The sequence below is a fragment of the Ponticoccus sp. (in: a-proteobacteria) genome, from assembly GCF_048381735.1.
Map to the genome: position 1 here is coordinate 1 of NZ_JBLXGL010000004.1, position 19,081 is coordinate 19,081.

General features: G+C 67.0%; 18 protein-coding genes and 1 tRNA gene. 10 read left to right on the forward strand and 9 right to left on the reverse strand.

Going from position 1 to position 19,081, the window contains the following annotated elements; genetic code table 11:
• Window positions 1-168: acetyl-coenzyme A synthetase N-terminal domain-containing protein (locus ACN5KJ_RS09535; protein WP_418593925.1), on the reverse strand; the 168-nt coding region annotated here is incomplete at its 3' end.
• A 409-nt stretch (window positions 169-577) separates the two neighbouring features.
• Window positions 578-1,537 (reverse strand): zinc-binding metallopeptidase family protein, encoded by a 960-nt coding sequence (locus ACN5KJ_RS09540; RefSeq protein ID WP_418593587.1) that lies wholly within the window; start codon window positions 1,535-1,537, stop codon window positions 578-580.
• A gap of 140 nt (window positions 1,538-1,677) precedes the next feature.
• On the opposite strand from ACN5KJ_RS09540, the gene ACN5KJ_RS09545 reads away from it, so the two are divergent.
• The 3 genes from ACN5KJ_RS09545 to arsJ all read left to right on the forward strand — a co-directional run bounded on the left by ACN5KJ_RS09545 (window position 1,678) and on the right by arsJ (window position 4,972).
• Window positions 1,678-2,529, forward strand: coding sequence for a metalloregulator ArsR/SmtB family transcription factor (locus ACN5KJ_RS09545; RefSeq protein ID WP_418593589.1), 852 nt, complete (start codon window positions 1,678-1,680; stop codon window positions 2,527-2,529).
• Window positions 2,526-3,524: an ArsJ-associated glyceraldehyde-3-phosphate dehydrogenase gene (locus ACN5KJ_RS09550; protein WP_418593591.1), complete on the forward strand. Its 999-nt coding sequence runs from the start codon at window positions 2,526-2,528 to the stop codon at window positions 3,522-3,524. Before ACN5KJ_RS09545 ends, ACN5KJ_RS09550 begins: the two co-directional genes overlap by 4 nt.
• Window positions 3,525-3,712: 188 nt before the next feature.
• Entirely contained in the window at window positions 3,713-4,972 is a 1,260-nt protein-coding gene (arsJ, locus tag ACN5KJ_RS09555) for an organoarsenical effux MFS transporter ArsJ (RefSeq protein ID WP_418593593.1), read from the forward strand.
• A gap of 112 nt (window positions 4,973-5,084) precedes the next feature.
• On the opposite strand, the gene kynU is transcribed toward arsJ, so the two are convergent.
• Window positions 5,085-6,278 carry a kynureninase gene (kynU, locus tag ACN5KJ_RS09560; protein WP_418593595.1) on the reverse strand — a complete coding sequence of 398 codons (1,194 nt, stop codon included), beginning with the start codon at window positions 6,276-6,278 and terminating at the stop codon, window positions 5,085-5,087.
• Window positions 6,279-6,495: 217 nt separating this feature from the next.
• Between kynU and ACN5KJ_RS09565 the strand changes: the two genes are divergently transcribed.
• From ACN5KJ_RS09565 to ACN5KJ_RS09580, 4 genes are all read left to right on the forward strand, one after another.
• Window positions 6,496-6,942 carry a methyltransferase family protein gene (locus ACN5KJ_RS09565; RefSeq protein WP_418593597.1) on the forward strand — a complete coding sequence of 149 codons (447 nt, stop codon included), beginning with the start codon at window positions 6,496-6,498 and terminating at the stop codon, window positions 6,940-6,942.
• Between the two features lie 131 nt (window positions 6,943-7,073).
• Window positions 7,074-8,648: a Re/Si-specific NAD(P)(+) transhydrogenase subunit alpha gene (locus ACN5KJ_RS09570; RefSeq protein WP_418593927.1), complete on the forward strand. Its 1,575-nt coding sequence runs from the start codon at window positions 7,074-7,076 to the stop codon at window positions 8,646-8,648.
• 16 nt (window positions 8,649-8,664) lie between these two features.
• Entirely contained in the window at window positions 8,665-10,098 is a 1,434-nt protein-coding gene (locus tag ACN5KJ_RS09575) for an NAD(P)(+) transhydrogenase (Re/Si-specific) subunit beta (protein ID WP_347165270.1), read from the forward strand.
• A gap of 262 nt (window positions 10,099-10,360) precedes the next feature.
• Window positions 10,361-10,966, forward strand: coding sequence for a biotin transporter BioY (locus ACN5KJ_RS09580; protein WP_347165269.1), 606 nt, complete (start codon window positions 10,361-10,363; stop codon window positions 10,964-10,966).
• A 123-nt stretch (window positions 10,967-11,089) separates the two neighbouring features.
• On the opposite strand, the gene ACN5KJ_RS09585 is transcribed toward ACN5KJ_RS09580, so the two are convergent.
• The 5 genes from ACN5KJ_RS09585 to ACN5KJ_RS09605 form a co-directional block, all read right to left on the reverse strand.
• On the reverse strand, window positions 11,090-12,301 hold the full coding sequence (locus ACN5KJ_RS09585) for an alpha/beta fold hydrolase (protein WP_418593600.1): 1,212 nt from the start codon (window positions 12,299-12,301) through the stop codon (window positions 11,090-11,092).
• A 273-nt stretch (window positions 12,302-12,574) separates the two neighbouring features.
• Entirely contained in the window at window positions 12,575-13,339 is a 765-nt protein-coding gene (locus ACN5KJ_RS09590; RefSeq protein ID WP_418593601.1) for a hypothetical protein, read from the reverse strand.
• Window positions 13,340-13,524: 185 nt separating this feature from the next.
• On the reverse strand, window positions 13,525-14,340 hold the full coding sequence (locus ACN5KJ_RS09595; RefSeq protein WP_418593603.1) for a lytic murein transglycosylase: 816 nt from the start codon (window positions 14,338-14,340) through the stop codon (window positions 13,525-13,527).
• 289 nt (window positions 14,341-14,629) lie between these two features.
• Entirely contained in the window at window positions 14,630-16,036 is a 1,407-nt protein-coding gene (gene glnA / locus ACN5KJ_RS09600; protein ID WP_418593605.1) for a type I glutamate--ammonia ligase, read from the reverse strand.
• Between the two features lie 72 nt (window positions 16,037-16,108).
• A complete protein-coding gene (locus ACN5KJ_RS09605; protein WP_206566789.1) occupies window positions 16,109-16,447 on the reverse strand; it encodes a P-II family nitrogen regulator in 339 nt (112 codons plus the stop codon).
• 173 nt (window positions 16,448-16,620) lie between these two features.
• On the opposite strand from ACN5KJ_RS09605, the gene ACN5KJ_RS09610 reads away from it, so the two are divergent.
• Both ACN5KJ_RS09610 and ACN5KJ_RS09615 read left to right on the forward strand, forming a co-directional pair.
• Window positions 16,621-17,307, forward strand: coding sequence for an NAD(P)H-hydrate epimerase (locus ACN5KJ_RS09610; protein WP_418593607.1), 687 nt, complete (start codon window positions 16,621-16,623; stop codon window positions 17,305-17,307).
• Between the two features lie 25 nt (window positions 17,308-17,332).
• On the forward strand, window positions 17,333-18,187 hold the full coding sequence (locus tag ACN5KJ_RS09615) for an NAD(P)H-hydrate dehydratase (protein WP_418593609.1): 855 nt from the start codon (window positions 17,333-17,335) through the stop codon (window positions 18,185-18,187).
• Window positions 18,188-18,278: 91 nt separating this feature from the next.
• Here ACN5KJ_RS09615 and ACN5KJ_RS09620 read toward each other — a convergent pair whose 3' ends face one another.
• Window positions 18,279-18,770 (reverse strand): Hint domain-containing protein, encoded by a 492-nt coding sequence (locus tag ACN5KJ_RS09620; protein WP_418593610.1) that lies wholly within the window; start codon window positions 18,768-18,770, stop codon window positions 18,279-18,281.
• 133 nt (window positions 18,771-18,903) lie between these two features.
• Between ACN5KJ_RS09620 and ACN5KJ_RS09625 the strand changes: the two genes are divergently transcribed.
• Window positions 18,904-18,988 (forward strand) — tRNA-Leu (locus ACN5KJ_RS09625).
• The last annotated feature ends 93 nt before the right edge of the window (window positions 18,989-19,081 follow it).

The following is a 19,081-nucleotide window of genomic DNA, read 5'->3' on the forward strand; positions in this document are numbered from 1 at the left end:
GATCCAGTCCAGCCGCTCTGCCTGCTGCCCCCAGAAGGCCGCCGGATCCGCGACCGAGGCCGCATACATCGCATCGTATTTCGCCGCATCAACATGCGCCTTCGAGGCCAGCTCGGCCGAGGGCGGGTAGGTCCTGGCGGTTTCGGAATTCGGTGTCATCTCGTTCATGGCGATCCTCCCCCTTTAACGCTTCGACAGTTGCGGCGCGTTCCGCAACGTCACCACATGAAGAGGCATTAGCGCAAGTGAAAACCTCGATCTATTCTTCTGTAAACAAAGGATTTCAGTGTAAATAATTTTCAGAACACCGTGCCAATCTGTAAAGGTTTTTGCCGGATGTCGAGGGAGAGGCCTGTTTTCAAAGCCGCGGCCCGACGCTGGCAAACTTTGCAAACTCGCCCGAAAAAGAGGCGTTTTGGCAAAGCCTGAAAAACCGGGGGTGTGACAAAAGGATGCGCCCCAAAGGGTTGTACCGCTAACATCCTCACGTTGCACGGCGGGCGCCGAATCCCGGCGTCGCGGCGCTGGCGCGACAGCGGGTGGTCCCGGGGACCGGCTGTGACGGGCTTTCGCGCGGTCAGCTGCCGATCCGCAGGGCCGTGTGGGCGAAGGCCAGCTTTTCGCGGACCGCGGGCGTCAGCACGAAGGGGTAGAGGTCCGGCAGGTCCAGTGCGCGGTTCACGTGGTTCATCGCGATGCTGATGTCCACGGCCAGGGTCAGCAGCCGCTGGGTATCGGCGTCCTCATAGGCATCGTAGTCGGCGGGCGGGCCATCGGGCAGCGACAGGCCGGAGGCGGCGGTGCTGTCCAGAAGGTCCGTCAGGTGCAGCAGGTGGGCGATGGTCTCGGCCCAGTCCTCGTGCGGGTGGGCGGTGGCATAGGCCGTGATATGGGTTTCGCCGGGCGGTTCGGGGGTCTTGTAATGGGTTGTCAGGGCGTCGCCGTAATCGGCGCGCTCGTCGCCAAAGCTCTTGCGGAAGGCCCCGAGGAAGGCCGGGTCGCCGGACAGCCGGAGAAAGAGGAAATGCGCCATCTCGTGCCGGATGTGGCCGATCATGGTGCGGTAAAGCTCGCCGAACTGCGCCTGTCGCTGGGCCAGCACCATGTCCGAGGCCTCTGTCACGTTGAGGGTGATCGTGCCGCCCGCATGGCCCATGATCACGTCGGTCGTGCCGCTGGCGGTCTGCTCGGAGAGCATCCGGAAGGCCGGGCGGGCGCCGGGATCGCCGGGCGTGAACCAGCCCCAGCGCATCAGGTTGGCAAGCACCCAGCGCTTGGCGTGCTCGCTCCGCTCCCACAGCGGCATGTTCTCGGGTTTGCGCAGGTCGGGCACCGTTTCGGTCATCGCGCAGGACCGGCAGAGCGTGCCGCCCTCGGCCGTCCAGTTGCAGCCGATATCGTCGCGGTTGGCGCAGAAGGGCAGATCCTGCTGCATGGTCTGGCTGTCCGGGTCGAAGGTCAGCGGCTGGCCGCAGGTGCAGGCCGTGTTGTGGAAGAAGACGGTCGCGCCGCAGGCGGGGCAGTGGAAGACTTGCATGGATGTTCTCGGGTGGGATGCGCCTTTCAACGCGCTGCCCGGTCTGGCGGTTCCAGGGGCAAGCCGCGCCGGGGCGAAAGAAGACATGGCGGCGGCAGGAATCGCTTGGCACGGGTTAATATTTCCAATATTCGGGAAATATGGAATCTGTAGCATCATCCCAAGCGGTCGCGCAGCTGACCGCGCTGGCCCATCCCCGCCGCCTTGCGGTCTTTCGCCTGCTGATGCGCCGCTATCCCGACGCGGTGCCGGCGGGCGATCTGGCGCAGGCGCTTGAAATGCCGGCCTCCTCCCTGTCGGCCACGCTGGCGCAGCTTCGGCAGGCCGGGCTGATCCGGCAGGACCGGCAGGGCACCTCGCTTCTCTACTCTGCCGATGTGGCGGGGGCGGGCGGCCTCATGACCTACCTTGCCGCGGATTGCTGCCGCGGCCGGGCCGACATCTGTTTTGCCACCCTGGAAAAGGATCCTGCCATGCCTGCCGCATCCCCTCGCAAGCGGACCGTGCTGTTTGTCTGTACCGGCAACTCCGCCCGTTCGATCTTTGCCGAGACCCTGCTGCGCGACATCGCGGGCGACCGGTTCGAGGTTTTCTCTGCCGGAACCCGCCCGCAGAGCGCGCTTAACCCCTTTGCCCTGAAACTGCTGGCGGACAAGGGGCATGACACAACGGTGTTACGCGCCAAGCATATCTCGGAGTTTCATGGCGAGGGCGCACCGCAGTTCGACTTCGTCTTCACCGTCTGCGACCGCGCCGCGAACGAGGAATGCCCGCCCTGGCCGGGCCAGCCGGTGACCGGACACTGGGGCCAGCCCGACCCGGTCAAGGCAGAGGGCACCGAAGCCGAGCGCATGCTGGCCTTCCAGCAGGTCTATGGCGCGCTGAAGAACCGGATCGCGAGCTTTGCCGCGCTGCCGGTGGATACGCTGGACCGCGTTTCTTTGCAGGCGCGGGTCGACGACATTGGAAGGATCGAGGACGCATCCGCATGACAGTCTACGCACTCAACGGCCTTGGCCGCATGGGCAAGCTGGCCCTGAAACCGCTGCTGGAGGCAGGCGAGACCATCGCCTGGATCAACGATGCGGTCGGCGACGCGGCGATGCACGCGCATCTGCTGGAGTTCGACACGGTGCACGGGCGCTGGAATGCGGAGTTTTCGCATGACGCGGACAGCATCACCATCGACGGCACCCGCCTGCCGGTCCACCAGAGCAGGACGCTGGACGCCCTGCCGCTGGAGGGCGTCGACGTGGTGATCGACTGCACCGGCTACTACAAGACAGAGGCCCGGATCGCCCCCTATTTCGAGCGTGGGGTGAAAAAGGTCGTGGTCTCGGCCCCGGTCAAGGACGGCGACGCGGCGAATGTGGTCATGGGCGTCAACGACGACAGCTACGATCCGGCGCGCCACCGCATCGTGACGGCGGCCTCCTGCACGACCAACTGCCTTGCCCCGGTGGTGAAGGTCATCCACGAGGGGCTGGGCATCCGCCATGGCTCGATGACGACGATCCACGACGTGACCAATACGCAGACCATCGTCGACCGCCCGGCAAAGGACCTGCGCCGCGCGCGATCGGCGCTGAACTCGCTGATCCCGACCTCGACCGGATCGGCCACGGCGATCACGCTGATCTATCCCGAGCTGACGGGCCGCCTGAACGGCCATGCGGTGCGGGTGCCGCTGCTGAATGCCTCGCTGACCGACTGCGTCTTCGAGGTCGAGCGGGAGACTAGCGTCGAGGAGGTCAATGCGCTGTTCAAGGCAGCCGCCGAAGGGCCGCTGAAGGGCATCCTTGGCTATGAAGAGCGCCCGCTGGTCTCGACCGACTATGTCAACGACCCGCGCTCGTCGATCGTCGATGCGCCCTCGACCATGGTGATCAACGGCACGCAGGTGAAGATCTACGCATGGTACGACAACGAATGGGGCTATGCGCACCGGCTGGCGGAGGTGGCGCGGATGGTCGGCGCCTCGCTTTAGGCGCGGCTCCCGGGGTGCGCCCCGGGGACCACAGCGGCAAGACCGCCGGAACCGGGGGCGAACAGAAGGCGCCGTGTCGCCCCCTGACGTGAAAGACGTCGCGACAGGACTGCCCCGGGCGCGCGGCGGGCGGGGCAGGATGCCAGGCCGGGCGCGCCAGGGTGCCGCCCATCAGGATGACAGGACAGATGACCCAGACCCGCACCGCCCACCGCCCCGAAGGCCTGTCGGCCTATATCGCCGTGACCGCCGCCTATTGGGCCTTCATGCTGACCGACGGGGCGCTGCGCATGCTGGTGCTTTTGCACTTCCACACGCTGGGTTTCTCGGCGGTGCAGCTGGCCTATCTCTTCCTGCTGTATGAACTGGCGGGCATCGTGACGAACCTTTCGGCGGGCTGGATCGCGGCGCGCTTCGGCCTGACCGCGACGCTTTACGCCGGGCTGTCCCTGCAGATCGTGGCGCTGCTGGCCCTGGCGCAGCTTGATCCCGGCTGGGCGCTCGGGGCCTCTGTCGTCTATGTCATGGTGGTGCAGGGCCTGTCGGGGGTGGCCAAGGACCTGTCGAAGATGTCCGCCAAGTCGGCGGTGAAGCTGCTGGCGCCCAGGGGGCAGGGCGGGCTGTTCCGCTGGGTGGCGGCGCTGACCGGCTCGAAGAACGCGGTAAAGGGCTGCGGCTTCCTGCTGGGCGCCGCGCTGCTGGCCCTGGCGGGTTTCGTGCCCGCGATCCTCGGCATGGCCGCCGTGCTGGCTGTTGTGCTGGCGGCAGTGGCGCTGCGCATGCCCCCGGGGCTGCCGGGCGGCAGCAAGGGGGTCAAGTTCGCCTCGGTCTTTTCCACCGACCGCAACGTCAACTGGCTGTCCTTCGCGCGGGTCTTCCTGTTCGGCGCCCGGGATGTCTGGTTCGTGGTGGGCATCCCGGTCTATTTCTACGCCGTCCTCTCCGACGGGTCGGAGGCGGGCAACCGTGCCGCCTTCTTCACCATCGGCAGCTTCATGGCGGTCTGGACGATCCTCTACGGCGCCGTGCAGGCCTGGGCGCCCAGGGCGCTGGGGGCGGCAAGCCGCCCCGAGGCCGAGATCGCCGCCGCCGCGCGCGGCTGGGCGCTGTCGCTGATGGTCGTGCCGGTGCTGCTGGCCGCGCTGGTCGCACTGGCCGGAGATCCGGCGCCCTGGCTGACCGCGACGATCATCGCCGGGCTGCTGCTCTTCGGCGCGCTCTTCGCGGTGAACTCGGCGCTGCACAGCTACCTGATCCTTGCCTTTTCCAAGGGTGAGCGGGTGACGATGGACGTGGGCTTCTACTACATGGCCAATGCGGCGGGGCGCCTGCTGGGCACGCTGCTGTCGGGGCTCAGCTACCAGATCGGCGGCCTGCCGGCCTGCCTTGCCACCGCCGCCGTCCTGCTGGCGCTCAGCGCCTTCGGGGCGGGCCGTCTGCGGACCTGACCGGCGGCGATGGCGGGGGGCGGTGGCGCCACCGGCCGGGGTGGGCGGCAGGCGCGCCGGGCGGCAAGCCGACCGGCGCGCAGACGGCCCGCCCGCAGGCGCCGTGGCAGGCTCAGGTCACCGCCTTGCGCGCCCGGTACTCGGGCTGGTCCCACAGCGCACCGTCCATCACCTCTGCCAGCACCTCGGCGGCGCGGTCGATCTCGGCCTCGCCGATGTACAGCGGGGTCACGCCGAAGCGCAGGATGTCGGGCGCGCGGAAGTCGCCGACGACGCCGCGCGCGATCAGCGCCTGCATGATGGCATAGCCCTCGGGGTGGCGGAACGACACCTGCGAGCCGCGCTGGTCATGCGCCCGCGGGGTGGCCAGCGTCAGCGCGGGGCAGGCGGCCTCGACCGCCGCGATGAAGCGGTCGGCCAGCGCCAGCGACCGGGTCCGCAGCGCCGTCATGTCCACCCCCTCCCAGACATCGAGCGCGGCGTCGAGCGCGGCCATCTGCAGGACCGGCGGCGTACCGACCCGCATCCGCGCCACGCCCTCGCCGGGGCGATAGCCCTGCTCGAAGGCGAAGGGCGCATCGTGACCCAGCCACCCGGCCAGGGCCGGTTCAACGTGGTCCGCGTGACGGGCCGCGACAGAGATGAAGGCGGGCGCGCCGGGACCGGCGTTGAGGTACTTGTAGGTGCAGCCCACCGCGAAATCGGCGTTCCCGCCGGTCACGTCGACCGGGAAGGCACCGGCGGAATGCGCGAGATCCCAGATCGCAAGGGCGCCCCGGGCATGGGCGGTGGCGGTCAGCCGCGCCATGTCGTGGCGCCGCCCGGTGCGGTAGTCGACCTCGGTCACCAGAACGACCGCGGTCTCTTCGGTGATCGCATCCTCAAGCGCCTCGGGGTCCGCCAGTTGCAGGCGATAGTCCGGCCCAAGCAGCTTGATCAGCCCTTCGGCCATGTAGAGGTCGGTCGGGAAATTGCCGGTGTCCGACAGGATCACCTTTCGCCCGGGGTTCAGGGCCACGGCGGCCGCCAGCGCCTGAAACACCTTGATGGACAGGGTGTCGCCGATCACCGTATGCCCCGGCCGGGCGCCGATCAGCCGCCCGATCCGGTCCCCCAGCGCGCGCGGCTGGTCCATCCAGCCGCAGGCGTTCCAGCCGCCGATCAGATGCGGACCCCACTGCTCTGTCACCGTCCGGGCAACGCGCTCGGGCACGGCGCGGGGCAGGGGCCCCAGCGAGTTGCCGTCGAGATAGACCAGCCCCTGCGGGATGTCGAAAAGCCTGCGTGTGGTGGTGAAGTCGGTCATGGGGCCTGTATCCTGTTTGCGCCGCGCCATGGGGCGGCGGGGGTGCGGGCGACCATAGACCGACAGGTGCCGGGCGTCCAAGGGGCCGTTGGCCTTGTGGTCGGGGCGCGCAGAGGCAGAGGGGCGGCGGCCCCGGGCCGCCCCGTGCGACATCGGCAGCCGTTGCGCGCGGCGCCGCCGCAGGTCACCCTTGCGCCGCAATGCGGGGAGAATGCTGATGAAATGGCTCGACATGCCGCCGGTCTGGCTGGCGGCTTTCCTGTCGCTGGCCTGGGTCCAGAAGACCGTCCTGCCCGTCGGCTCCTTCGGCCCGGTCTGGGCGGACCTGCTGGGCGGGCTTCTGGTCGGGGGCGGGCTGCTTCTGGTGGCGCTTGCGGTGACCGAGATGCGCCGCCAGCGCACCACGGTCATCCCGCACCGAGAGGCCGACCGGCTGGTCACAACGGGCATCTTCAGCCGCACGCGGAACCCGATCTACCTTGGCGATTCGATGATCCTTGCGGGGATGGTGCTGTACTGGGACGCGGTGCTGGCGCTGCCCCTGATCCCGATCTTCGTCTGGGTGGTGGAGCGTCGATTTATCGCGCAGGAAGAGGCGCGGCTACGGCGAAAGTTTGTTGCCCAGTACACACGGTATGCGCAACAAACGCGACGATGGCTTTAACTTTCCGTCGCGGTATGGTCTAGAGCGGCGCGACGGTTGTGCACCCCCTTGGGGGATTGTACATCCTATGTGCGTGCTGCGATGCAGAAAGCGCGAGACGCAGGAATTCCTGAACGAGGGGGATGAAACACGTGAGAATCGGGACACCAACAGAGGTCGAGGCCGGTGAGAACCGGGTGGCGATGACGCCCGACTCGGCCCGGCAATTGCAGAAGCTGGGCCACGACTGTCTGATTCAGGCCGGGGCTGGCACGAAGGCCGGCTTCTCAGATGCAGATTACGCGGCAGCCGGGGTAGAGGTCGTCGCCGATGCCGACACCCTGTGGGCAAAGTCCGACATCATCGCCAAGGTGCGCATTCCCACGGATGAGGAACTGGGCCGCCTGAGCGCGGACAAGACGCTGATCACCTTCTTCAATCCCGGCGGCAACGAGGCGGGTCTGGAAAAGGCCAAGGCCTCGGGCGCGTCGGTCATCGCGATGGAAATGGTGCCGCGCATCAGCCGCGCGCAGAAGATGGACGCGCTGTCGTCCATGGCCAATATCGCGGGCTACCGCGCGGTGATCGAGGCGGGCAACAACTTCGGCCGCTTCTTCACCGGCCAGATCACGGCGGCGGGCAAGGTGCCCCCGGCCAAGGTTCTGGTGGTCGGCGCCGGTGTGGCGGGCCTTGCCGCCATCGGCACCTCGACCAGCCTCGGCGCGATCACCTACGCCTTCGACGTGCGCCCCGAAGTGGCCGAACAGGTCGAGTCGATGGGCGCCGAATTCGTCTACCTCGACTTCGAGGAAGAGCAGACCGACGGCGCCGCCACCGGTGGCTATGCCTCTGTGTCCTCGCCTGAATTCCGCGAAGCGCAGCTGGCCAAGTTCCGTGAACTCGCCCCCGAGATCGACGTGGTCATCACCACCGCGCTGATCCCCAACCGCGACGCGCCCAAGCTGTGGCTCGAGGACATGGTCAAGGCGATGAAGCCGGGATCGGTCATCGTCGACCTCGCGGCAGAACGCGGCGGCAACGTCGAGGGCACCGTCAAGGACGAGAAGGTCGTGACCGAGAACGGCGTGACCATCATCGGCTACACCGACTTCCCGAGCCGCATGGCGACGCAGTCCTCGACGCTTTACGCGACCAACATCCGTCACATGATGACCGATCTGACGCCCGACAAGGACGGCCAGGTCAACCACAACATGGACGACGACGTGATCCGCGGCGCGACCGTGACCCACAAGGGAGAGATCACCTGGCCGCCCCCGCCGCCCAAGGTGAAGGCCATCGCGGCCCAGAAGCCGAAGGAAAAGGCCAAGGAGCTGACGCCCGAGGAAAAGCGCGCCAACGAGGTTGCCGCCTTCAAGGCGCAGACCAGGCAGCAGGTGACCCTGCTGGCGGTGGGCGGTGGCCTGCTGCTGCTTGTGGGCCTTGTGGCGCCTGCCAGCTTCATGCAGCACTTCATCGTCTTCGTGCTGTCGGTCTTCGTGGGCTTCCAGGTGATCTGGAACGTCTCGCACTCGCTTCACACGCCGCTGATGGCCGTCACCAATGCCATCTCGTCGATCATCATCCTTGGCGCGCTCATGCAGATCGGTTCGGGGAGCTTCCTCGTGATCCTGCTGGCGGCCCTGTCGGTCTTCATGGCCGGGATCAACATCTTCGGCGGCTTCCTCGTGACACGGCGCATGCTCGCCATGTTCCAGAAGTCGTAAGGGAGGGGACAGACACATGGATTTCGGTTTCACGACAGCGGCCTACGTGGTCGCAGCCGTCCTCTTCATCCTGTCGCTGGGTGGCCTTTCGGGGCAGGAAAGCGCCAAGCGGGCCGTCTGGTACGGCATCGTCGGCATGGGCCTTGCGGTCTTTGCCACGCTGATCGGCCCGGGCTCTGGCTTCTGGCTGCTCTCGCTGATCCTGATCGCGGCGGGCGGGGCCATCGGCTTCGTCGTCGCCAAGCGTGTCCAGATGACCGAGATGCCGCAGCTTGTGGCGGCCATGCACTCGCTTGTCGGCCTCGCGGCGGTCTTCGTGGGCTTCAACGCGCATTTCGAACTGGGCCGCGTGCTGGCCATGGACGAAACCGCGCGCAAGTCGCTTGAAGGCTTCGCGGCGCTGATCGCCAAGAAGGACTCGGTCGAGGTCAACATCCTGCGGGTCGAGCTGTTCCTGGGCATCTTCATCGGCGCCATCACCTTCACCGGCTCGGTCATTGCCTTCGGCAAGCTGGCGGGCAAGGTGACCTCGGCGGCCACGAAACTGCCGGGCGGCCATCTGCTGAACGCGGGCGCGGCGGGTCTCTCGGTTCTGTGCCTGTTCTGGTACATGGGCAGCGGCGGCTTCTTCCCGCTGTTCCTCATGACGCTGGCGGCGCTGTTTATCGGCTACCACCTGATCATGGGCATCGGCGGCGCCGACATGCCGGTCGTGGTCTCGATGCTGAACAGCTATTCCGGCTGGGCGGCGGCGGCCATCGGCTTCAGCCTGGGCAACGACCTTCTGATCGTGGTCGGCGCGCTGGTCGGCTCTTCGGGTGCGATCCTGTCCTACATCATGTGCAAGGCGATGAACCGGTCGTTTGTCAGCGTGATCCTCGGCGGCTTCGGCGGCGCGGCGGGTCCGGCGGCGGAGATCGAGGGCGAACAGGTCGCCATCGACGTCGACGGCGTGGCGCAGGCGCTGGAAGAGGCGGACAGCGTCATCATCGTTCCGGGCTACGGCATGGCGGTGGCACAGGCACAGCAGAACGTCGCCGAACTGACGCGCAAGCTGCGCGGGCAGGGCAAAGAGGTGCGTTTTGCCATTCACCCGGTCGCGGGCCGTCTGCCGGGGCACATGAACGTGCTGCTGGCCGAGGCCAAGGTGCCCTACGACATCGTGCTGGAGATGGACGAGATCAACGAGGACTTCCCGGAGACGGACGTCGTCATCGTCATCGGCTCGAACGACATCGTGAACCCCGCCGCGCAGGACGATCCCAACAGCCCCATCGCCGGCATGCCGGTGCTGGAGGTCTGGAAGGCCAAGACCGTCTTCGTGTCCAAGCGTGGGCAGGGCACCGGCTACTCGGGCATCGAGAACCCGCTGTTCTTCAAGGACAACACGCGGATGTACTACGGCGATGCCAAGCAGTCGATCGGCGACCTGCTGACCAAGCTGGGCTGAGGCCTGCGGGGCGGGGCAAGACCGCCGCCCCCCTGAAAGACCCGAGCGGTCCGCCCCCAGTGGGCGGGCCGTTTTTCTTTGCGCCCGTCCCGCAGGGGGCGCGCGGGCAGGGCGCGGGACACCCGCCCCGGCGCCCGCCCGGGGCCGACTTTGCAAACTGTACGCTTTGCAGGATTTGCGCAATTGCCGGGCAAGCCGCTTGCGGCAATGCAGCAAGTCGGGCACAAACACTGAAACGCTTGAACAGAGGACGGGGGCTCCCATGAACCTGACAATGAACCGCAACGTGCTGGCCGAGGCCTTCGGCGCCAATGAGGGAACCGCGCTGCGCGTGAAGCAGGTTGCGCTTTTCGTGGCGGGCATCGCCTTCCTGGCCGTGATGGCCAAGATCAAGGTGCCGGTCCCCGGCTCGCCGGTCGCGATGGGCATGGGCACCTTCGCCGTGCTGACCGTCGGCGCCGCCTATGGCGCGCGTCTCGGGCTGGCGACGATCATGGGCTACATGATCCTCGGCATGCTGGGCTTTGACATCTTCCAAAGCTCGACCGCCGACCTGAACGGCATCGAGTACATGATGGGCGGCACCGGCGGCTACCTGCTGGGCTACGTCATCGCCGTGGGCCTGATGGGCGTGCTGGCGCGCCGGGGCTGGGACCGGTCGGCCCCCAAGATGGCGGGCGCGATGCTGCTGGGCAACGTGGTACTCTACATCCCGGGCCTGATCTGGCTGGGCATGCTTTACGGCTTTGACAAGCCGATCCTGGCATGGGGCCTGACGCCCTTCCTGCTGGGTGACTTCGTCAAGCTGGCGCTGGCGGCGCTGATCCTGCCCGCCGCGTGGAAGCTGATCGGCCGCGCGCGCGGCTGACGCTACCGATACCCGTTACGGACGGCGCCGGGCGAAAGCTGCGGCGCCGTTTTTCGTTCAGGTTGGCTGTTCGGGCCAGTCGTTCTGAACCAGTTGCGCGGGCCGGCTGCGCCGCTCGGCGGTTCAGGCCAGCTCTGTGGTGATATGTGCGCCCGCCTCCAGCGTCCGGTGCACGGGGCAGCGGTCGGCGATCTCCAGCAGGCGCGCGCGCTGGTCGTCCGTCAGCGGCCCCTCCAGCGTGATCCGCCGGGTGAACCGGTCGATGCGCGTGTCCTGCGCGGTGCCCGCATCCTGCGCATGCACCTTGTCGTGGCGGACATCGACGCTGACGCCCTCCAGCGGCCAGCCCTTGCGGCGGGCATACATCCGGATCGTCATCGAGGTGCAGGCCCCCAGACCCGCCGAAAGGAAGCCGTAGGGTGAAGGCCCGCGATCCGTGCCGCCGTAGGCTTCGGGCTCATCGGCGACCATGTGGTGATGCGGCCCGTTCTGCACGTCCTGCAAAAAGCCGCCCGGGTCGGCCTCTGTCACCCGGGTCACGCCCTCGGGGGCGCCCACGGGCGGGGCGGGGCGGCGTAGGTCCAGATAGCGCCCGGACCATGCGGCGATCACCCCGGCGGCATATTCGGCGTCCTCGGCAGCGCTGACGAGGTGATCGGCATCGCCAAGCGTGACGAAGCTTTTCGGGTGGCGGGCGGTGGTGAAGATCCGGGTTGCGTTCGAGATGTCCACAACGCTGTCGCGCGGCGCGTGCAGGATCAGCAGGGCGCGTTTCAGGTGAGCGATGTCCTCGGCAAGGGCCTGCCCCTGCACATCCCGGACGAAATCCCGCCCGATGGTGACCGGGCGCCCGCCCAGATCGACCTCTGCGGCGCCGTCGCGCTCGATCGTCTCCAGCGCCTCGGAAAAGTTTCGGGTGGCATGGTCGGGGTCGAAGGGCGCGCCGATGGTGACCACCGCCCTGGCCGAGGCGATGTGGCGCGCCGCCCGCAGCATGGCCGCGCCGCCCAGCGAATGCCCGATCAGCAGCCCCGGCGGCATGTCGCGGGCCGTCAGGTATTCCGCCGCCGCACCCAGATCCGCGACGTTCGAGCGGAAGGTGGTATTGGCGAATTCGCCCCCCGAATGGCCCAGCCCGGTGAAGTCGAAGCGCAGCACCGCAAAGCCCATGGCCGCCAACCGGGCCGAGATGCGCCGCGCCGCCGCGATATCCTTGCCGCAGGTGAAGCAATGGGCGAACAGCGCCGTGGCCAGATGCGGCCCCTCGGGCAGGTCGAGCCGGGCGGCAAGGCGGTCGCCGGAATGTCCGGTGAAGGTGACACGTTCGGTGGGCATGGCGGGGTCCTTCGGATGCGGGCCTTCACACTGTCTTTGCTGGCGGCATGTCACAAGCGTGCGAAGCAGGGCGTCACGCGATGGTGAGGCAGATGGACCGGCTGTTGAAGAACGTTACAGCCCTGACCGCGACTGGCCTTCTGGCCGGGGTCGGGCGCGGCATCCGGGATAGCCCGGAGCACCGGGGCGTGCCGGGTGACCTCAGGCTTGCCGATATGCGCAGGGCCGTCCCCAGTGACATCTCCCCTCTGGTCTCGGCGCGAGGCGCCCTCGTCAGTGCGCGAGCTGGTACAGAACCGTTTGCAGGCGGTCGGTGTTGTACAGCGCCACGAAGAGCATCGTCACCGCAAGCGCCCGCGAGACAAGGCGGATATCCATGCCGCGATACAGGCCGACGACGAAGCGAACGGGCACCAGCGGCGCCGAAAGCAGGCCCATCGCACCGGTCTTCAGCCAGCGCGCCGACGTGATACGGCGATCCTGTGGACCTGTCTGCTCCACCCGGATGCGGTATTGCGCCAGCCGGTCGGTTGTGGCGGGGCGGTCCTGATCCTCCGCCGGTGCCGGGTCGGGGGCCAGCATGGCGCGCAGGCTGTCGGGCAGCTCCGCGTCCTCTGCGGGGTCCGGTGCGGACGGGGCGCGGCGCGGCGAGACGTAGCTTTGCAGGCGGATGAAATCCTCGCGGTCGATCAGGACGTCGGGCGCGTACCATTCGAGGATATCCGCCTCGGAGGTCTTCAGCGCCAGCAGCACCGTATCGGAGAGGATGCGCGCCGCCATTTCGTCCTCGGGCGGGCCGCCATCCGCCGCGATGACCTCTATCAGCACGCGGGGGCCGTAGTCGCTGTCTTCCTGCGGGGTGACGACGATGCCGAAATCCCGGCCGATGACCGCACTTTTGCCAGAATCGATCCGGGGGCGGCACCCGGGCTCCTGACGGGCAAGGCTGATGGTCGCGGCCTTCAGGTAGGGGGCCGGATCAAGGTCCGAAGCGTCTGGCAGAATGAGCCCGGCATAGGGATGCTCGATTGTGATCATGCGACCTCCTCGCGGCGGAACGCGCCGCTTTGCCGAGGGTATGCCCGCCGAACTTGGTTTCTTCGGGGCAAAATCGCGCAATTTTGCGTGTAATCGTCATCCGGTTCGACCGCATTGGTTAACCAAACGTGAAACGGCGCGCCGGGGAGGGCGCGCCGCTTGGGATACCGGATGGCGATATGGGCTCAGCGGCCCATCTGCTCCGCCGCATAGGCGATGGCGCGCTGGTAGTTGCCGCTGTCGTTCCAGGCGGACAGAACCTTGAAGTTGCGCGTGCCGGGGCCGAAGGGCTGCCCGGCCTGCCAGCCGTGCTGGCGCAGCATGTTGGCGGCAGAGGCCAGCGCGTCGGTGGCATTGTAGGGATCGGCGCGGCCGTCGCCATTGGCGTCGACGCCGTAGCGCATCCAGTTTCCGGCGAGGAACTGCATGTGGCCCAGCTCCCCGGAGGGGCCGCCCTGGGTGCCGGCGTTGATCACGCCCCGATCCACCAGTTGCAGGGCAGCGACCGCATGCGGTTCGAACCGGGGATGGCGGCGGCAGTAAGAGGCCAGCGTGACCGCGCCCGACACGATATTGGTCTTGCCGGTATAGCCGCCCCAGGAGGTTTCGAGCCCCCAGATCACCGCAAGGATGCTGCCCGGGACGCCATAGCGCTGTTCGATCGAGTTGAAGAGCCCGGCGTTGCGCTCCATCCGCGAGCGGGCGGTGTTCACGAAGGACTGGGCAGAGCCGCCGGTGCGTTTGGCAAGGAACTGCGCCGGGTCGCCGTAGGACACGCCGGTCTGGCTGGAGGGCTGGGACTCGAAGCGCCAGGTGATGCCGGACAGCTGCGTGCCCGCCAGCGCCTGAAGGCCGCGCTGGCCGACGCCGCTGGCGGCGGCTTGCTGGCCGAAGGCCTGTTTGTAGCCGTTGAAGGCGCCTTGGCTGGTGATGCAACTCGCGGCCCAGGCAGGGGCGGCGGTGACCAGGGACAGGCAGACGGCGGATAGAATACGACGCATCGGTAACTCCGGATTGACTTGTTGCTCAAAGGGTAGCGGGCCAAATCGCAACGTCCAATAGCAATGTTGCGCGGCGCCGGTGGCCCCGGCGTCACCCTGCCGATGGACTGTGCCGCGGGATGGGTGGGGCGGGGCCGCCGTGTGCCTTTTAGCGGATCGGCAGGCGGCGGGGCCGCCTTGCGCCACCGAGGCCCCCGCGCCGACCTTTCGGCATCGGACCGGGGTGTCGGGACGCAAAAAGGGCGCCCGCGCGGGACGCCCTTTTCCGTTTTCTTGCCGGGCCTGTGGATCAGCAGCTGTAGTACAGGCTGTATTCCACCGGGTGCGGCGTGTGCTCGTAGGCGACGACCTCTTCCATCTTGAGATCGAGATAGCCTTCGATCTGGCTTTTGGTGAAGACGTCCCCGGCCAGCAGGAACTCGTGGTCGGCCTTGAGCGCGTCGACGGCTTCGCGCAGCGAACCGCAGACCGTCGGGATGCCGTCCAGCTCTTCCGGCGGCAGGTCGTAGAGGTTCTTGTCCATCGCCTCGCCCGGGTCGATCTTGTTCTTGATGCCGTCCAGGCCGGCCATCAGAAGCGCCGAGAAGCACAGGTAGGGGTTCGCCGCCGGATCGGGGAAGCGGGCCTCGACGCGCTTGGCCTTGGGGCTTTCCGTCCACGGAATACGCACGCAGCCCGACCGGTTGCGGGCCGAGTAGGCGCGCAGGACCGGGGCTTCGAAGCCGGGGATCAGGCGCTTGTAGCTGTTGGTGGACGGGTTGGTGAAGGCGTTCAGCGCCTTGGCGTGGGTCAGGATGCCGCCGATGAAGTACAGCGCTTCCTGGCTGAGGTCGGCGTATTTGTCGCCCGCGAAGAGCGGCTTGCCGTCCTTCCAGATCGACATATTCACGTGCATCCCCGAGCCGTTGTCGCCCTTGATCGGCTTCGGCATGAAGGTGGCCGAGCGGCCATAGGCATGCGCGACGTTGTGGATGATGTACTTGAACTTCTGCAGCTCGTCCGCCTGCTTGGTCAGCGAACCGAAGATCAGGCCCAGCTCGTGCTGCGAGGTCGCCACTTCGTGGTGGTGCTTGTCGACCTTCATGCCGATGCGCTTCATCGTCGACAGCATCTCGGAGCGGATGTCCTGACCGTCGTCACGCGGGTTCACCGGGAAGTAACCGCCCTTGAAGGTCGGACGGTGGCCGAGGTTGCCCATTTCGAAATCGGCGTCGGTGTTCCATGCCGCGTGGTCGGCATCGACCTCGAAGGAGACCTTGTTCGGCGCGACCGAATACTTGACGTCGTCGAAGATGAAGAATTCCGCTTCGGGGCCGAAGTAAGAGGCGTCACCGATGCCCGAGGCCTTCAGGTAGGCTTCTGCCTTCTCGGCAGTGCCGCGCGGGTCGCGCTCATAGGCTTCGCCGGTGTCCGGTTCGACGACCGAGCAGTGTAGGCACAGGGTCTTTTCGGCATAGAAGGGGTCGATGTAGGCCGAGTCGGTGTCGGGCATCAGTTTCATGTCCGAGGCTTCGATCGACTTCCAGCCGGCGATCGACGAGCCGTCGAACATCAGGCCTTCCTCGAGGAAATCCTCGTCGACCAGATCCGCAACCATCGTCACGTGCTGAAGCGCACCGCGCGGGTCGGTAAAGCGGATATCGACATAGGCGATGTCCTCGTCCTTGATCATGGCCAGAACAGCGTCTTTGCTCATTCCTTCGTCCTCTTTTGTCAGAAAATTGGTGTTTTCGCAGGAAACCGTGGTTTCGCGGGTGTTTTTGGGGGGTTACAGGGCGTCCGAGCCGGTCTCGCCGGTGCGGATGCGGATGGCCTGCTCGACTCCGCTCACGAAGATCTTGCCGTCGCCGATCTTGTCGGTCTTGGCAGCGGCAATGATCGCCTCGATGGCGCTATCGACCTGATCGTCGTCCAGCACGATCTCGATCTTCACCTTCGGCAGGAAATCCACCACGTATTCGGCGCCGCGATACAGCTCGGTATGGCCCTTCTGACGGCCGAAGCCTTTCACCTCGACCACCGACAGGCCCTGGATGCCGGCCTCTTGCAGCGCCTCTTTGACCTCATCCAGCTTGAACGGCTTGATGATTGCTTCGACCTTCTTCATGAATGGCCCCTCCTCGGTGTCTCTAAGTTGTCTCTGGCAGACCATTTCCCCATCGCCACCACAATCCGATAGGGTGTAACCTGCCGCCCAGCCGAGAGTGAAAAATCCGGCGCGACTAAACAATAGGCAGATCGCCCAAAATGCGGGCAAAATTGAATCGACGGGGCGAACCGATGACCGAGGTTCTGACGGCAGCCGGGATGCGGGCGGTGGAACATGCCGCGATGGAAAGCGGGCGGGTGACCGGACTGGAGCTGATGGAGCGGGCCGGGCAGGGGGTCGTCGAGGCGATTCTGGAGCACTGGCCCGACGGGCGCCGCGCGCTGGTACTGTGCGGACCGGGCAACAACGGCGGTGACGGTTTCGTGGTCGCCCGGCTGCTGGCGGGCCTTGGCTGGCAGGTCGAGGTGCTGCTTCTGGGGGACGCGGATCGGCTGCCGCCGGATGCCAAGGTCAATTGCGACCGCTGGCGCCGGATGGGCCCCGTGTCCGGCCTGACGGATGCGCGCATGGAGGGCTACGCCGGGGACAATCCGGGCGTGGATGTGGCCGTCGACGCGATCTTCGGGATCGGGCTGACCCGCCCTTTCCAAAGCCTGGGCCGGACGCAGAGGGCACTCAACCTGTGGGCTGCGGCCTCGCCGCGCGACAGCCGCTTTCCCGGTGTGGTGTCCATCGACGTGCCAAGCGGCATGGATGCCGACACCGGAGAATACCCGGGATGCGGGCAGGAGAACCCGCTCGATTCCTGCATCCTGGCCAATATGACGGTGACCTTCCATCGTCCGAAGGCCGGACACCTGGCGGGCCATGGTCCTGCCGCCTGCGGGAAACTGATCGTCAAGGATATTGGGCTCTAACGGGCGCCAGAGACACGGAGCGCGCATGGACGTCAGATCCCTTACCCGCGAAACGCTGCCGGACCTGTCGAAGCGGGCCGATCAGCACAAATACGACCATGGCCATGCGCTGGTGCTGGCGGGCCCCCCGGGTGCGGGTGGCGCGGCGCGGCTGGCGGCCCGGGCGGCGTTGCGGATCGGTGCCGGGCTGGTGACGCTGGGCTGCCCGCTGCGGGCGGTGGCGGAGAACGCCATGCAGCTGAACGCCATCATGCTGCGCGGGCTGGATGGCGCCGCCGGTCTGGCCGAGGTGCTGGAGGACAAGCGCCTGAACGCGCTCTGTCTCGGGCCGGGGCTGGGCACGGGCGGCTCGACCGGCGAACTGGTGAAGATCGCGCTTTCGGCGCGGCGGGCCACGGTGCTGGATGCCGACGCCCTGTCGCGGTTCCAGCGCAGCCCCGACGCGTTGTTCGAGATGCTGCACGCGGACTGTGTCCTGACCCCGCACGGGGGCGAGTTTGCCCGGCTTTTCCCGGATATCTCAAGGGATTTGCAGGCGGGTGGGGTCACGAAGATCGCGGCTTGCCGGGCGGCGGCGCGCCGCGCGGGCTGCGCGGTGTTGTTCAAGGGCGCCGAGACGGTGATCGCCGCGCCGGAGGGGCCTCTCTGGCTCAGCGATGCGGGATCGGACCGCGCGGCGCCCTGGCTGGCCACCGCCGGCGCGGGAGATGTGCTGGCGGGCATGATCTGCGGTCTTCTGGCGCGTGGGCTAAGCGCGACGCAGGCGGCAGGGGCCGCCGCCTGGGTGCATGTCGAAGCGGCGCGCAGCTTTGGCCCCGGGCTGATTGCCGAGGACCTGCCGGAACAGATCCCGGCGGTCTTCCGCTCCCTCAGTCTGTGACGTGCCGGGCTGACAACATCGGGCCCGGCATCCTTGTTTCACCGGCCCTGCCATGGCGCGATGGGTGTCGGGCGAAGGGCCGGGCGGCCTGTCAGGCCGGAACAGCGGCGGCAGAGGCCAGTTCCAGCCCGTCGGCATAGAGGATATGGGCCGCGTCGAAGACCAGTTCCACGGTCTCGACCTCGATCACCCCGAGAAGGCGAATGAACTCGCCGTCGACGAGCCGCTCCACCGGGATCAGCGCCTGCGAGGCCCCGAACAGCATCGGTGCCCGCCAGTCGCGGACCAGGATTTCCTGGCTGGCGGAAAGCGTGATGTCCTGATCTGGCCGGGCATTTCCCAGCGAACCGGCGCGGATGCTGACCGCCCGCATTCTGCGCAATCGGCGCCGCACCTGCCTGACCACGGCCATGCCGCTGTCGCGGGTGATCACGCGATCCCCGGGATTGATGAATTCGACCGGCAAGGCGCCCTCGAGCGTCAGCACCACGGTGCCGGCGACAAGCGCGTTCAAAGCCTGATCGGACTCGATATGGCGCGCGGGAAGAGCCCCGTCGTCACGCCGGACCGTTTTCGGTTCCATTGGCGTCGTCCTGTATCTGTCTGCCTCGATTTTTGACACAGCATATGACAACGCCGGGTAAATGTCCTGTGGTTTCTGAGCTGATTTTTCCTCTCGCACCGGGCCTGAGGCTTTGCTAGACAGCGCTTCACGTGCGGGTGTGGCGAAATTGGTAGACGCACCAGATTTAGGTTCTGGCGCCGCAAGGCGTGGGGGTTCAAGTCCCTCCACCCGCACCATTTTGATCTCAAAGGAAAATTTTCTGGGCTGGAAACGCTGCGCACCGATCGGGCGGCCGAGTTTGGCACTTTGCTAGCACTGTCCTGTTTCGT

What these genes read in the sequence shown, in the direction of transcription:
- ACN5KJ_RS09540 (WP_418593587.1), bottom strand. Translation starts at nt 1,537, where the DNA reads ATGCAAGTCTTCCACTGCCCCGCCTGCGGCGCGACCGTCTTCTTCCAC.
- ACN5KJ_RS09545 (WP_418593589.1), top strand. Translation starts at nt 1,678, where the DNA reads ATGGAATCTGTAGCATCATCCCAAGCGGTCGCGCAGCTGACCGCGCTG.
- ACN5KJ_RS09550 (WP_418593591.1), top strand. Translation starts at nt 2,526, where the DNA reads ATGACAGTCTACGCACTCAACGGCCTTGGCCGCATGGGCAAGCTGGCC.
- arsJ (WP_418593593.1), top strand. Translation starts at nt 3,713, where the DNA reads ATGACCCAGACCCGCACCGCCCACCGCCCCGAAGGCCTGTCGGCCTAT.
- kynU (WP_418593595.1), bottom strand. Translation starts at nt 6,278, where the DNA reads ATGACCGACTTCACCACCACACGCAGGCTTTTCGACATCCCGCAGGGG.
- ACN5KJ_RS09565 (WP_418593597.1), top strand. Translation starts at nt 6,496, where the DNA reads ATGAAATGGCTCGACATGCCGCCGGTCTGGCTGGCGGCTTTCCTGTCG.
- ACN5KJ_RS09575 (WP_347165270.1), top strand. Translation starts at nt 8,665, where the DNA reads ATGGATTTCGGTTTCACGACAGCGGCCTACGTGGTCGCAGCCGTCCTC.
- ACN5KJ_RS09580 (WP_347165269.1), top strand. Translation starts at nt 10,361, where the DNA reads ATGAACCTGACAATGAACCGCAACGTGCTGGCCGAGGCCTTCGGCGCC.
- ACN5KJ_RS09585 (WP_418593600.1), bottom strand. Translation starts at nt 12,301, where the DNA reads ATGCCCACCGAACGTGTCACCTTCACCGGACATTCCGGCGACCGCCTT.
- ACN5KJ_RS09590 (WP_418593601.1), bottom strand. Translation starts at nt 13,339, where the DNA reads ATGATCACAATCGAGCATCCCTATGCCGGGCTCATTCTGCCAGACGCT.
- ACN5KJ_RS09595 (WP_418593603.1), bottom strand. Translation starts at nt 14,340, where the DNA reads ATGCGTCGTATTCTATCCGCCGTCTGCCTGTCCCTGGTCACCGCCGCC.
- glnA (WP_418593605.1), bottom strand. Translation starts at nt 16,036, where the DNA reads ATGAGCAAAGACGCTGTTCTGGCCATGATCAAGGACGAGGACATCGCC.
- ACN5KJ_RS09605 (WP_206566789.1), bottom strand. Translation starts at nt 16,447, where the DNA reads ATGAAGAAGGTCGAAGCAATCATCAAGCCGTTCAAGCTGGATGAGGTC.
- ACN5KJ_RS09610 (WP_418593607.1), top strand. Translation starts at nt 16,621, where the DNA reads ATGACCGAGGTTCTGACGGCAGCCGGGATGCGGGCGGTGGAACATGCC.
- ACN5KJ_RS09615 (WP_418593609.1), top strand. Translation starts at nt 17,333, where the DNA reads ATGGACGTCAGATCCCTTACCCGCGAAACGCTGCCGGACCTGTCGAAG.
- ACN5KJ_RS09620 (WP_418593610.1), bottom strand. Translation starts at nt 18,770, where the DNA reads ATGGAACCGAAAACGGTCCGGCGTGACGACGGGGCTCTTCCCGCGCGC.